Raw genomic sequence first — 13,168 nt, forward strand, 5'->3', positions numbered from 1 at the left:
TCAACAGATTCGCTTTTCTATTTTATAAATGATTTTTTTAATTGGCTAACCAACCCTGTGGATTCATATAGGTTGTATTTTGCAACAATAAAAACTTGATAACGGTTTTACCGGTATCTCCACTAGTACGGATTCTACCCAAACTTTGTTTCGTACTTACCTTATCTCCTTTACTTACATTAACAGAACTTAGGTTTTGATAAATCGTAAAATAATCTCCATGTTGAATCATTACCGCTTTGTTTACTGGAGATAATACCATGACACTGGCTACTTCTCCACCAAAAACGGCACGAGCATTAGCTCCATCATTAGTAGTGATTTCCACTCCACTGTTATGTACAACCAAAGTATTGTAAATCGGATGCGGTTGATCACCATAGCCTAAGGAAATAAATCCTTTTTCTACTGGCCAAGGCAATTTTCCACGGTTAGCTCTAAAATTATCTGCAACTAATTTATCTTCTGGAGTCATTTCGATTCTTGAAGAAGACACAGGTCCTCGAGAAACTGTTTCTCTTACTTCTTTCTCTTCTTTTGCAGAACTCTTTTCTTTAGACGAACCCTTAGTAGTCGATGCTTTTGATTTTTCGGCAGCAGCTAAGGCCGCAGCTTTAGCACGTTCGGCAGCTGCTTTTCTATTGGCTTCGGCGATAGCTTCACGTATTAAACGATTAATTTGAGCATCAATCGTTTTAGATTCTCTTTGTTTTTTTCGAATTTCAGAAACAATTCGGTTTTTGTCTTTCTTGATTTGGTTCACTAATTTTTCTTGCTCTTGTTTTTCTTTCAAAAGCGATTGTCTTTCCTTTTCATTTTCGGCAATTAATTTTTGCTTCTCAATTTTTTGAAGTTTTAATTTTTCATTATACTTCACTAATTCTGTTGATTTAGCATAAATTTCCTCTCCTTGTGATTTTCTAAAACTGGTATATTGTTTTAAATATTGTGCTCTTTTATAGGCTTGCAAAAAATTCTCAGAAGAAAGAATAAACATTGCTCTACTTTGTTCTGAGCGACTTTTATACGAATTGACAATTTTTTTAGCATAATCCTCTTTAAGCGCATTCAACTCTCTATTCAACTTATTTATTTGAAGCTGATTTCGATACATATCATCTGCCAAAAGTCGTTTTTGCTTTTCGGTTGTATTAATCAAATTCTCTTTCAGCTTGATTTTGTTTTTTTGAATCAAATAAACATTCATCGCCGATTTTTCCTTCGATTTAACGTTTTTCAACATCTTTTCGTTCTCTCGAATTTCTTTTTGAATTTGCGCTTTACGTTGTTCTAACTTTTCTTGCTGCGTTTGGCTCCACATCACAGAAGTCAAGCATACAAATAACAGGCTAAGGAAATATTTTGGCATCTTAAAAATTTTCTTTTTGCAAATTTACTTAATTATTATTCTTTTGTAACCATCTGGCACACTATATGGAAAAGAAAGTTCTTCATTAAATGAAACCGAATTATAATTCAAATTAATTTCTGAATTGCCTTTAGGTTGTAGTGTTTTAATGGCTATACTGGCTGGTAAATTAGCTTCTTTATATGCCACTCTTTCGGGATATGAAATTTGAATATTTCTATTTTGTGTTGGCTGAGAAACTTCTTGTTTATTGATGGTAAAATCAGTGACATTAAAATAATAGGTTTTCTTAGTGTTCTCGCTTTTAGCATCATCCAAACGGTACAAATTATCCACTAAAATTTCGGTGTATTTTCCTTTATTCAAATCGTCTAAAGCTTCACCCACTAACATATTTTGGATTTTAGAATAATCTAAATCTGTTCCTAACCACTGACTCAATGTAGTAAAATCGCCTTCAAAATAAGTGCCTTTTATTTTTTCGTAATAACTAACCGAAGTAGGTGTTATGGAAGCTTTAGCCATTGTAATTCCTAGAAAACGAATACTAACTAAAATTTGTTGGTCTTTTTTAATTCGGATTTCAGCATTTATATTTTGAGCTTGTTTATCATCAGTATAACGTGCGTTAGCTTTAATATATAAGGTCAAAAAATCAATTTTATTGTTGTAATGATTATTGATTATTTTGCTTGACTTCATATAATCAACTGGTTCTGCAACGTTTGTAGCCGCCACGATGGCTTTGGGCTTACATGAAACCATGATACTAATTATTGCAAATGCTAAGACTTTTTTCATTTTACTTTTGTTTTTTTAATAATGCTTCGGCTTTTGAAAAATATACTGCTTTTTTATAGTTATCCCCCAAACCGTTGTAGGCTTCTCCTAACTGAATATTATAATTAATTTCCAATGTAATATCCTCTACTACATAATCCATGCCTGTTTCAAGCATTTCTTTTGCTTTTTTATATTGCTTTAGTTGATTATTAGCTAATCCGGCATAATAATAAAATTGTGGTTGCACTGGATACAACTCTACCATATCGCCCGCAACCTTAGCCATTTTATCATAGTTTTCTAATTGCGTGTAGACTTCTAAGAGTAACAAACTGGATTCTATATCGGGTGTTGCTGTTTTTGAAAGTCCTATTTGATAATATTTTTCGGCCTTATCCCATTGCTTTTTAGTGTGGTAATATTTGCCTATTTCTTTACCTACATTCACACTGCTGTCTTCCTCAAAATAGGCAATTGCTTTGTCTAAATCGGGAGTCAATTCAGGATGGGTATTCACATAAATTAAAAACTCATTAAAAATACGATGCTTTATTTTACTGTCAATTTTAGTGCTGCCTAAAACAATATTCATGGCTTTTACAGCCTTATCACTTTCGTTAGCCACTAAATAATTTTTGAATAAACTCACTTGTGCCCACTCCGAATTTGGGATTTCTTTTTCCAATTTTCGGGCAGTTTCCAGCACTTTTTCTAAATTGTCTTTCTTAGAATACAGATAAATCAGCGCAATATAATTTTCTTCAAGCTTTGGATATTTATTAATTTGCTCAACTAGGTTTGTAATTTCTGTATCTTGGTGTTTGCCTTGGGAAAGAATTTGAAGTTTGTAATTTTCCCTTCTTTCTGATTTACCAACGGTTTCGTTTAATTCATTGATAAGCAACAAGGCTTTATCAAATTCGCCCGTATTCATGTATAAAGAAGTTAGATCTTCTTTGAACTTTGCATCAAAGGGAATTAGCTTTTCGATTACTTTTACAGCATCTGCATAATTTTTGGTAGCATAATCCACATCATACATTCCTATTAAAAACCATTTGTTTTTAGGATCAATGGCATTTGCTTTTTCAAAAGAAGCATAGGCGTTTTTATAGTCTTTTTGAGCGAAATAATTTTTACCTAATTCATGATAAATGGTAGCATTATTAGCATCTAATTTCAAACAGCGTTCAAGTGCTACGATGGCTTTATCGTAATTCTCGATGGCTTTTTGCTTTAAGGCTTCATAAAAATATTCCTGAAATTTATTTTCTTCTAGTTTAATGGCATCAGGCTCGGTTTGAGACCAAGACAAATCTGGATTGCAAAGCAAAACAACCATTATCCCAAAAAAAATTCCTTTTTTCATTTTTACCTATTAGACTTCAAAGTACTTAAATAATTTTACCATTAAGAAATTAAAACATAAAATTTAACTCCTTAATGGTAAAACGTTTATCTGCTATTAAAAATTATTCTAAAACCGAATAATCTCCAATACTAATACTTGTAAAATTGCCATCAAAACTAGCGTGATTTCCAATCATTGCGTTGTCTAAATTGGCATTTTTAATATGCGCATGTGTTTGAACCAAACTATTTTTGATACTACTGTCTATAACATGGCAACCGTTACCTAAAGAAACGTTAGGCCCTACGGTAGCGTTGATTAAAACTACATCATCCCCAATAAAACACGGTTCTATGATGGTAGAGTTTTCCATTTTCACTTTAGAAGAAACCAAACTTTCTTTGTCTTCTGCAAGGAAAGCTAACATTCGCGAATTGGTTTCAACAGTTACATTTTTGTTACCGCAATCCATCCAAGCACTTACTTCACCCGTTTTGAAAACTTTCCCATTCGCCATCATGTTTTTGATACCATCATTAATTTGGTATTCACCCCCATTCTGGATGTTGTTGTCTAAAACATTTTGCAATTCTTGTTTTAGGATAGCGATGTCTTTAAAATAATAAATACCAATAACTGCCAAATCACTAACGAATTCTTTTGGTTTTTCAACCAATTCAATGATTTCATTATTAGCATTCAATTTGACAACACCAAAAGCTTCTGGATTTTCAATTTGTTTCACCCAAATTACAGCATCGGCTGTTGGATCTAATTCAAAATCGGCTCTAATCAAGGTATCTGCATAAGCAATTACGGCTGGACCAGAAAGAGATTCTTTGGCACACATAATCGCATGTCCTGTTCCTAAAGCTTCATTTTGATAATAAATGGTTCCTTTTGCTCCTAATTTTTGGGCAATAGCAATTAAGTCTTGCTCTACTTTTTCGCCAAAGCTTTCATGAATAATAAAGGCTACCTCTTCAATTTCCTGATTTAAAACAGCCGCGATATCTTCTACCAATCGATGAACGATTGGTTTCCCAGCCACTGGAATGAGTGGTTTAGGAATAGTTAATGTATGTGGGCGAAGTCGGGAACCTCTACCCGCCATAGGGACGATTATTTTCATTGTTCTTAAGTTGGTTATTTAACCGCAAAGTTCGCGAATTCCCTCGACAAGCTCAGGATGATACGCAAAGTTCACGAAGGTTTTTTTATTAATTTAACCCACGGATTAAACGGATTAACGTGGGTTTTTATTTAAACGTTATTAAAATATTTCAGATTGTATTATAACAGCGCCTGAAAACTAAAATTCTGAACACTGATTACTTACTTCACCCCAGTACTCCCAAAACCTCCTGCTCCTCTAGACGTTTCGGTCAATTCAGTTACTTCTTCCCATTCGGCACGCTCATGTTTAGCAATGATCAATTGAGCAATGCGTTCGCCGTTTTGAATTTCAAATACATGATTCGATAAATTCACTAAAATCACACCAATTTCTCCTCGGTAATCCGCATCAACTGTACCAGGACTATTTAAAACCGTAATTCCGTTTTTAAAAGCCAGTCCGCTTCTTGGTCTTACTTGTGCTTCATAACCTATTGGCAATTCGATAAAAAGACCGGTTTTTACTAAGGCTCTTTCTAGGGGTTGCAAAATAATTGATTCGGTTAAATTAGCTCTTAAATCCATGCCTGCCGAAGCTATGGTTTCATAATTAGGCAAGGCGTGTTGTGATTTATTGATGATTTTTATTTTCATTGTAAATATGGTTATAAAGGCAAAAAACCGCTTATACTCGCGGATTGCTTTTTGTTTTAATAATACCCATCAAAGTAGCTTTCTCATTGTGGTAAATAAAATAGAGAAACAAAAGTAATAAAGTGATTCCAACAAAATAATTTTCTCTGAAACCATAAAATGAAATCACCGAAAATAAAACAGAGGTACCTAAATAAGCGCCTATTTTTTTGAAATCATACGGAATAGGATAATATTTATTCCCTAAATAATACGAAATAAGCATCATGCTACCATAAGCTGCTAACGTAGCCACTGCCGAACCCATATAACTCATCTTTGGAATTAATAGAAAATTTAAAACTAAAGTGATGATCGCTCCAACAATTGAAATATAAGCCCCAACATAGGTTTTATCAATCAACTTATACCAAACCGAAAGATTGGTGTAAATTCCCAAACAGAAATTAGCCAAAATAATCAATGGTACTACTTTCATCGCTACCCAATAGGATTCGTCACGAATCATGATCATTTTAAATAAATCGGCAAAAACAATTACGCTTAACATGATAAAAGAACCGAATATCACAAAATATTTGGTTACCATGGCATAAGTTTGTGGCGCATTTTTTTCGGAAGCGTGACTAAAAAAGAAAGGTTCAATTCCAAGTGTATAAGCCGTACGGTACAACACCATAAACAAGCCCAACTTATAACAAGCCGAATACACGCCTACTTCGTCATCAGCGATAGCTTTCGGTAGTAATTTAGACAATAAAATTTTATCAAATTGTTCGTTAACGGCAAAGGCTATTCCTGCAAACAGAATTGGCAAACCATATACCATCATTTTTCGCCATAAGCTAAAATCAATTTTCCATCTTAAGAAAACATAATCGGGTGATAGTACCACAAAAGTTAACAAACTGGCAATTATATTTGCCAAAAAGATATAACCTACCTGAAAGTTTTCGATATAAAAGGAACTCACTAATCCTGTTGGATTATGCTCTGATAATTTGGGTAAATAAATCAAAAATAGAATACTAAGTAATAAATTCACTAAGACATTCCCAATTTTAATGACTGCATACATAATAGGTCTTTGCAATGCTCTTAACTTAGAAAATGGAATAATTACTAAGGCATCCAATACTAAAATCCAAATAGAATAAGTAATGTATTGTGAATCAATCCCAGACCATTCAGCTAAGGTAGTTCTAAATAAAAGTGCTGTAACTAAAAAAACAATAGTTGTCCAGAAAATAGAAACCATTGAAGTTTCCACCACCGATTGTTTGTCTTCTTCCTTATTAAAAAAACGAAAGAAAGCGGTTTCCATACCATAAGCCAAAATCACATTGAAGAAAATCATCCATGCGAATATGATGGTTACTTTTCCGTATTCGTCTTTGGGAAGCAAGTCAGTATATAAAGGCACTAACAGGAAGCTAAACATCCTTGGGACAACCGTTGCGAGTCCGTAAATAGCCGTTTGTTGAAAAAGTTTTTTATATAACCCCAAAGTATACTGTCTTAATACATTTCGTAAAACAAAAATAACTAAATCTTTGGTTTAATCAGCGTAGGAATAAATGGATTCTGTTCTTTTTATAAACAGTTGGTACAAAAAAAATAGCCGTGCAATTGACACGGCTATTTCTATATATGAAAATGAACTTTTCTATTAAGCATTCAAAGCTTCCGCTCCACCAACAATCTCAAGGATTTCGTTAGTAATAGCAGCCTGACGTGCTTTATTATATGTTAATTTTAATTGATTTCTCAACGCTGTTGCATTATCAGTTGCTTTGTGCATTGCTGTCATACGCGCACCATGTTCTGAAGCAAATGAATCACGGATTCCTTTGTACAATTGTGTTTTTAATGATTTAGGAATCAAAGTCAACACAATCTCTTCTTTTGATGGTTCGAAAATATAATCAGAAGCAGCAACATTTACATCCGATTTTACAGGAGCCAATGGTAAAAATTGTTCTGTTTGAACGATTTGAGTAGCCGCGTTTTTAAATTGGTTATACACCAATTCGATTCTGTCATACTCTCCTGCAACAAATTTTTCAGTTAATGTATCAGCAATTGCAGCTACGTTATCAAAAGTCAAAGTATCAAAGATTGCACTTTGATTTGAGATTACATTGTTAGTTTTGCTTAAAACATCATTTCCTTTTTTACCAATAGCAAAAACGTCAACTTGTTTTCCTGCATAAAATGCAGCACGATTTTTAACTTCTTTAATTACGTTTGAATTAAAAGCACCACATAAACCTCTGTTAGAAGTAATCGCTACTAATAACACTTTTTTAATTTCACGTTGTGTAGTAAATTCTTCTCCTACTCCTCCTTCAAGAGTCGCAGAAAGACCTTGTAATAATTCCGTTAATTTTTCGGCATAAGGGCGCATGGCTGTAATTGCATCCTGAGCTTTTTTAAGCTTAGCTGCAGAAACCATTTTCATCGCCGATGTGATTTGCATCGTAGATGAAACGGAAGTAATTCTATTACGGATTTCCTTTAAATTTGCCATTTTTCTTTTGTATTAAGACTTTAGTATTAAGTACAAAGACCATCTTGATACTTTGTACTCAATACTTAATACTTATATTAGTTATATTTTGCAGAAACTTCTTTCGCTACTGATTCGATAACATCAGTAATTGTATCATCAAGTTTACCTGCTTTTAAAGCATCAAGAGTTGGTCTGTGCTTAGCGTTCATGAATTCTAAGAAATCTTTCTCGAATTCTTTTACTTTAGCAACAGGAACATTTCTCAATAAGTTTTTAGATCCAGCATAGATAATAGCTACTTGGTCTTCTACAGTATAAGGATCGTTCAAACCTTGTTTCAAGATTTCAACGTTTCTTTTTCCTTTTTCAATTACGTTCAATGTAACAGCATCAAGGTCAGAACCAAACTTAGCGAAAGCTTCTAATTCACGGAATTGAGCTTGGTCTAATTTTAAAGTACCTGATACTTTTTTCATTGATTTTATTTGAGCGTTACCTCCAACACGAGATACAGAGATACCTACGTTGATTGCAGGACGAACCCCAGAGTTGAACAAGTCACCATCAAGGAAGATTTGTCCATCAGTAATAGAGATTACGTTTGTTGGGATATATGCAGAAACGTCACCAGCCTGAGTTTCGATAATTGGTAAAGCAGTTAATGAACCACCACCTTTAACGATTCCTTTGATAGACTCTGGTAAGTCGTTCATGTTTTTAGCAATTCCGTCATCAGCGATTACTTTACAAGCACGCTCTAATAAACGAGAGTGTAAGTAGAAAACGTCTCCAGGATATGCCTCACGTCCCGGTGGTCTTCTTAATAAAAGAGATACCTCACGGTAAGCAACAGCTTGTTTAGATAAATCATCATAAACAATTAAAGCTGGACGACCTGAATCTCTGAAATATTCTCCAATAGCAGCACCAGCGAAAGGAGCGTAAACTTGCATTGGAGCTGGGTCAGAAGCATTTGCAGCAACGATAACTGTATAAGCCATTGCACCTTTTTCTTCTAACATTTTTGCAATTCCTGCTACCGTTGAAGCTTTTTGTCCAATAGCAACATAGATACAAAATACTGGTTTACCAGCATCATAAAATTCTTTTTGATTTAAGATAGTGTCGATACAAACAGTTGATTTACCTGTTTGACGGTCACCAATAACCAACTCACGTTGTCCACGTCCAACTGGGATCATTGCATCTACTGCTTTTACTCCAGTTTGTAATGGCTCAGTAACTGGTTGACGGAAAACTACTCCAGGAGCTTTTCTTTCCAATGGCATTTCGTATAATTCTCCACCGATTGGTCCTTTACCATCAATTGGTTGACCTAAAGTGTTTACTACACGTCCTACCATTTGCTCTCCTACTTTAAGAGAAGCGATACGTTGTGTTCTTTTTGCAGTAGAACCTTCTTTGATTCCAGTAGATGGTCCTAAAAGTACCACACCTACATTATCTTCTTCTAAGTTCAATACAATAGCCTCAAGACCATTTTCAAATTCTACTAACTCTCCGTATTGTACATTTGAAAGCCCGTAAATACGAGCAATACCATCTCCAACTTGAAGTACCGTTCCTACTTCCTCTAGCGTAGCGCCAGATTCAAAACCTTCTACTTGCTTTCTTAATATTGCTGAAATTTCAGCTGGTTTGATTTCCGCCATCTTAATTTATAATTTAGACACTTAGTGTGCAATAAAACTAGTTACTTAATTCTTTTCTTAATACTTGTAATCGGTTAGCGATAGATGCATTGTATTGCTTATCACCTATAGTTAAAATAAATCCTCCAATGATAGCAGGATCTACTATATTTTTGATTGTCACTTTTTTATCTGACAAAGATGCAATTTTAGCCAATACTTTAGCTTCTAAAGCTGCATCCATTGGAATAGCTGTTGTTACTTTGGCTACTTCAACACCATTAGCTGCATCAAATTGACTTGAATAAGCTACTGCAATAGCTTCAAGGATTTCGAATCTTCTATTTTCAAATAATAAATGAAACAATCCTTTAGTTACTCCATTAATAGAAGCAAAAACCTCTAACAATGCTTTTTCTTTAACCTCAACACTAATAGTTGGACTCTGAATAAAAGTATTTAACTCAGCGTTACTTTTAATTGTTGAAGCGATTAAAATCATATCGTTATTCACCTCACTAGCTACTCCAATAGAGTCTGCCATATCAAGGATTGCTTTTGCATAACGAATTGCTGCTCTTGTACCTGCCATAATATTAGTTTAGCTTTACGTCACCTAACATTTTCTCAACTAATTTAGTTTGAGCTTCAGTATTAGATAATTCGTCTTTCAATAATTTTTCTGCGATACTCAATGATAATGTAGAAACTTGAGATTTTAATTCAGCCATAGCCGCATTTTTCTCGCTTTCAATAGCAGCTTTAGCCTGATCAATCATTTTTTGACCTTGAGCTTGAGCTTCTGTTTTAGCGTCAGCAACCATTTTCTCTTTCATCTCACGAGCTTCTTTCAACATAGCATCACGCTCTGCTCTAGCTTCGTTTAAAATTCTTTGATTATCAGCTTGAAGATCTTGCATTTCCTTTCTTGCGTTTTCAGCTGATTCCAATGCATTTTTGATTCCTTCTTCTCTATCTGTAATAGATTGAACAATAGGTTTCCAAGCAAATTTTACCATTAATAAAATTAATACCAACAAGATAAATGCTTGCCAAAAGAACAAACCAAAAGAAAAATCGTTAACTAACTTCTCCATTATATATAACTTTTTATTAAATTTAATTTCTTTAAAAATATAACAACATCTCTAACCAACCGTTAAAGATGTTGTCATTGTCTTCTTTATTATTTTCCTAAGATTAAAGCAGCAAATGCTAAACCTTCTAATAAAGCCGCGATAATAATCATCGCAGTTTGAATTTTACCTGCAGCTTCTGGTTGACGAGCGATAGCATCCATTGCAGATCCACCGATTTTACCTAATCCTAAACCTGCACCGATTACTACTAAACCTGCACCTACTAAAGTTGGAATTGTTCCCATAAAGTATATATATATATAAAATTAAACTTCTAAATTAAATAAGACTTTTTATTAATGTGCTTCGTGCTCATCATGGTGATGGTCTTGAACAGCCATTCCAATAAATAACGATGAAAGCATTGTAAAAATAAAGGCTTGTAAAAAAGCAACTAAAACTTCAATTACTGAAATAAATAATGTTAATCCTAAAGAGATTGGTAAATCAGCAGCTAAATTTTTACCCACAAAAATCATTGCAATCAAACTCATAATTACAACGTGACCTGCAGTAATATTAGCATAAAGACGAATTAACAATGCAAAAGGTTTTGTCAATGTTCCTAATAACTCGATTGGAGCCAAAATAATTTTCATAGGAACTGGCACTCCTGGCATCCAGAAAATATGTCCCCAATAATCTTTGTTAGCACTAAATTGCGTAATAATAAAAGTAAATGCCGCCAAACAAATTGTGATAGCAATATTTCCAGTAACATTTATTCCCAGAGGAGTCATTCCTAATAAATTCAATAACCAAACAAAGAAAAACACTGTCAATAAATAACCCATGAATTTTCTATATTTTTTCTCTCCAATATTTGGTATAGCAATTTCATCTCTGATAAAAAGAATTAGTGGTTCTAAAACTCTTCCAAATCCAGTTGGAATCGGACCTTTTTTATATGACTTAGCTAAGCCAACGAACATTAATAATAATACTACAGAAACAAATAACATTGAAACCACATTTTTAGTTATTGAAAAATCTAATGGTTTCTCGTTTTTAGGATGCCCATGTTCATCTAAACTAATTGTTCCTGATGCATCTGTTTTGTATATTTTACCGTGAACTAATTTATAATAACTACCATCAACTTCTGCAACTTCTTCTCCGTGATGTAATTTTGACGAAGAAAAGATTTTAAGTCCTCCATCTAACAATATTACTGGTAATGAAAAACCATAATGTATATTCTCTTTTTCATCTGAAAAGAAAACAAAATCGTGAGAATCTTGTAAGTGATGATCAATAAAGGCATTGATTTTTTCTTTTGGATCAGTTGGCTCTGCATGACCTTCTTTATTGTGTCCTTCAGCTACAGCTTCATGAGTGGTTGCTTCATGAGTTTGAACCGAATTAACTTCTTCATTTGCAAAACTAATCAACGGAAGACACGCTAAAAATGCTACTAAAATCAATCTAAGTGGTCTCTTTATAATCACCATAATTACAGAATATGTTATATTTACGTTTCTAAAATTTGGCGCAAAGGTACATTTTTTATTAATATCCGAAAGGATATGAAAACATATTTTTTATAATCCCTTGCTAAACCCTGTTTTTTAAGCCTTTTTGCTTAGTATTCTTATAGTTACAATTGTTTCAATTGTTAAAAATAGGATAAACATAACAAAAAAATTTCGCTTCTCAATTGTTATGTCATGATGCCTAATCTCCAGAATAGGTTTCAATAGTAAATAATAAATACCCATTTTGAAAGTTGTTACCAACAAAAAAGACATTCCTACCTGATCAAAATTACGCTTCTCAATGATTAATAATATCGTAATAACGACAAATGTGAGCCCAAAAAAGATAGCATAAAGTTTTTCCAAACTATAATAAAACAGCTCTTGATTTATATTGAATAGATAAAAACTCAATTGGTGTAACCCATAACCTATAAGCACTAAAAACACTAATAATAAATAGGTTTTATAATTTTTCACAAACATCTTTGCTGTTTTAAAAAAGCAATTTTTAACTATTCTTTATCCTTATTAATTTCATTAACTTGACGTATCACATTGTACAGCGCTACAAAAACACCTACTAAAACAAACACTTTATTGTAATAGAATTTAGGATGCGGATGATTCTCATCTAACCAATCACCTAAATAAGAAAACAAAAAAATGATCACTCCCATTTGAATTGGAATGTTTATCAAGGCTAACCATTTACTTGTTCTTTTATTGTTAGGCTTTTTATCCATCTATTCTATTATTTGATTGTTTTTCATGATACAAGTTGCGCTAAAATCGGCACCAGGTTCAACTGCTAATTTGCCTACAATGGCCTCACCATGAATACTCGCCTTAGATTTTACATTTAACAATTCCGTCACTTGAATTTTTCCTTTAAATATTCCTTCAATATCAATATTGTTGCAACTTATATCACCTGTAACACTGCCCGAAGGCCCAATGACCAATTTACCTGTAGATTGAAAATTACCTATTAATTCTCCATCCAATCTAAAATCAGCCATAGAAACGATATCACCTTTTATTACCGTACCTTCCACTATTCGATTGGTTTTTCCTAAAATGTCAGTATACGGTTTTTCTTTTTTATTAAACATCA

General features: G+C 33.3%; 14 protein-coding genes. All 14 read right to left on the minus strand.

Features of this window, described 5'->3' with window-relative positions; translation table 11 throughout:
- Positions 1–37: 37 nt before the first annotated feature.
- Positions 38–1,369 (minus strand): murein hydrolase activator EnvC family protein, encoded by a 1,332-nt coding sequence (locus ACFPTQ_RS02750; protein WP_379773577.1) that lies wholly within the window; start codon positions 1,367–1,369, stop codon positions 38–40.
- Between the two features lie 24 nt (positions 1,370–1,393).
- A complete protein-coding gene (locus ACFPTQ_RS02755; protein WP_379773579.1) occupies positions 1,394–2,170 on the minus strand; it encodes a DUF4292 domain-containing protein in 777 nt (258 codons plus the stop codon).
- A 1-nt stretch (position 2,171) separates the two neighbouring features.
- The gene (locus ACFPTQ_RS02760) at positions 2,172–3,521 is read right to left on the minus strand and encodes a tetratricopeptide repeat protein (protein WP_379773582.1); all 1,350 of its coding nucleotides are present in this window, start codon (positions 3,519–3,521) and stop codon (positions 2,172–2,174) included.
- A gap of 103 nt (positions 3,522–3,624) precedes the next feature.
- Complete coding sequence (locus ACFPTQ_RS02765) at positions 3,625–4,635, minus strand: sugar nucleotidyltransferase (protein ID WP_379773585.1); 1,011 nt, start codon at positions 4,633–4,635, stop codon at positions 3,625–3,627.
- Between the two features lie 203 nt (positions 4,636–4,838).
- Entirely contained in the window at positions 4,839–5,273 is a 435-nt protein-coding gene (gene dut, locus ACFPTQ_RS02770) for a dUTP diphosphatase (RefSeq protein WP_379773588.1), read from the minus strand.
- A 31-nt stretch (positions 5,274–5,304) separates the two neighbouring features.
- The gene (locus ACFPTQ_RS02775; protein ID WP_278034497.1) at positions 5,305–6,780 is read right to left on the minus strand and encodes a lipopolysaccharide biosynthesis protein; all 1,476 of its coding nucleotides are present in this window, start codon (positions 6,778–6,780) and stop codon (positions 5,305–5,307) included.
- Between the two features lie 162 nt (positions 6,781–6,942).
- Complete coding sequence (gene atpG, locus ACFPTQ_RS02780; RefSeq protein WP_278034496.1) at positions 6,943–7,803, minus strand: ATP synthase F1 subunit gamma; 861 nt, start codon at positions 7,801–7,803, stop codon at positions 6,943–6,945.
- A gap of 77 nt (positions 7,804–7,880) precedes the next feature.
- On the minus strand, positions 7,881–9,458 hold the full coding sequence (gene atpA, locus ACFPTQ_RS02785; protein ID WP_278034495.1) for a F0F1 ATP synthase subunit alpha: 1,578 nt from the start codon (positions 9,456–9,458) through the stop codon (positions 7,881–7,883).
- 37 nt (positions 9,459–9,495) lie between these two features.
- Positions 9,496–10,029, minus strand: a complete 534-nt coding sequence (atpH, locus tag ACFPTQ_RS02790; RefSeq protein ID WP_379773592.1) for an ATP synthase F1 subunit delta — start codon at positions 10,027–10,029, stop codon at positions 9,496–9,498.
- Positions 10,030–10,033: 4 nt separating this feature from the next.
- On the minus strand, positions 10,034–10,534 hold the full coding sequence (locus ACFPTQ_RS02795) for a F0F1 ATP synthase subunit B (RefSeq protein WP_379773594.1): 501 nt from the start codon (positions 10,532–10,534) through the stop codon (positions 10,034–10,036).
- Positions 10,535–10,623: 89 nt separating this feature from the next.
- Entirely contained in the window at positions 10,624–10,821 is a 198-nt protein-coding gene (gene atpE / locus ACFPTQ_RS02800; protein ID WP_008465835.1) for an ATP synthase F0 subunit C, read from the minus strand.
- 51 nt (positions 10,822–10,872) lie between these two features.
- Positions 10,873–12,027, minus strand: coding sequence for a F0F1 ATP synthase subunit A (gene atpB, locus ACFPTQ_RS02805; protein WP_379773597.1), 1,155 nt, complete (start codon positions 12,025–12,027; stop codon positions 10,873–10,875).
- Between the two features lie 539 nt (positions 12,028–12,566).
- Positions 12,567–12,797 carry an AtpZ/AtpI family protein gene (locus tag ACFPTQ_RS02810; RefSeq protein WP_379773599.1) on the minus strand — a complete coding sequence of 77 codons (231 nt, stop codon included), beginning with the start codon at positions 12,795–12,797 and terminating at the stop codon, positions 12,567–12,569.
- Positions 12,798–13,166 (minus strand): bactofilin family protein, encoded by a 369-nt coding sequence (locus ACFPTQ_RS02815; RefSeq protein WP_379775539.1) that lies wholly within the window; start codon positions 13,164–13,166, stop codon positions 12,798–12,800. It abuts the gene before it with no gap.
- Between the last annotated feature and the right edge of the window lie 2 nt (positions 13,167–13,168).

It is taken from the genome of Flavobacterium sp. GCM10022190 (genome assembly GCF_042656445.1).
Classification (GTDB): domain Bacteria; phylum Bacteroidota; class Bacteroidia; order Flavobacteriales; family Flavobacteriaceae; genus Flavobacterium; species Flavobacterium nitratireducens.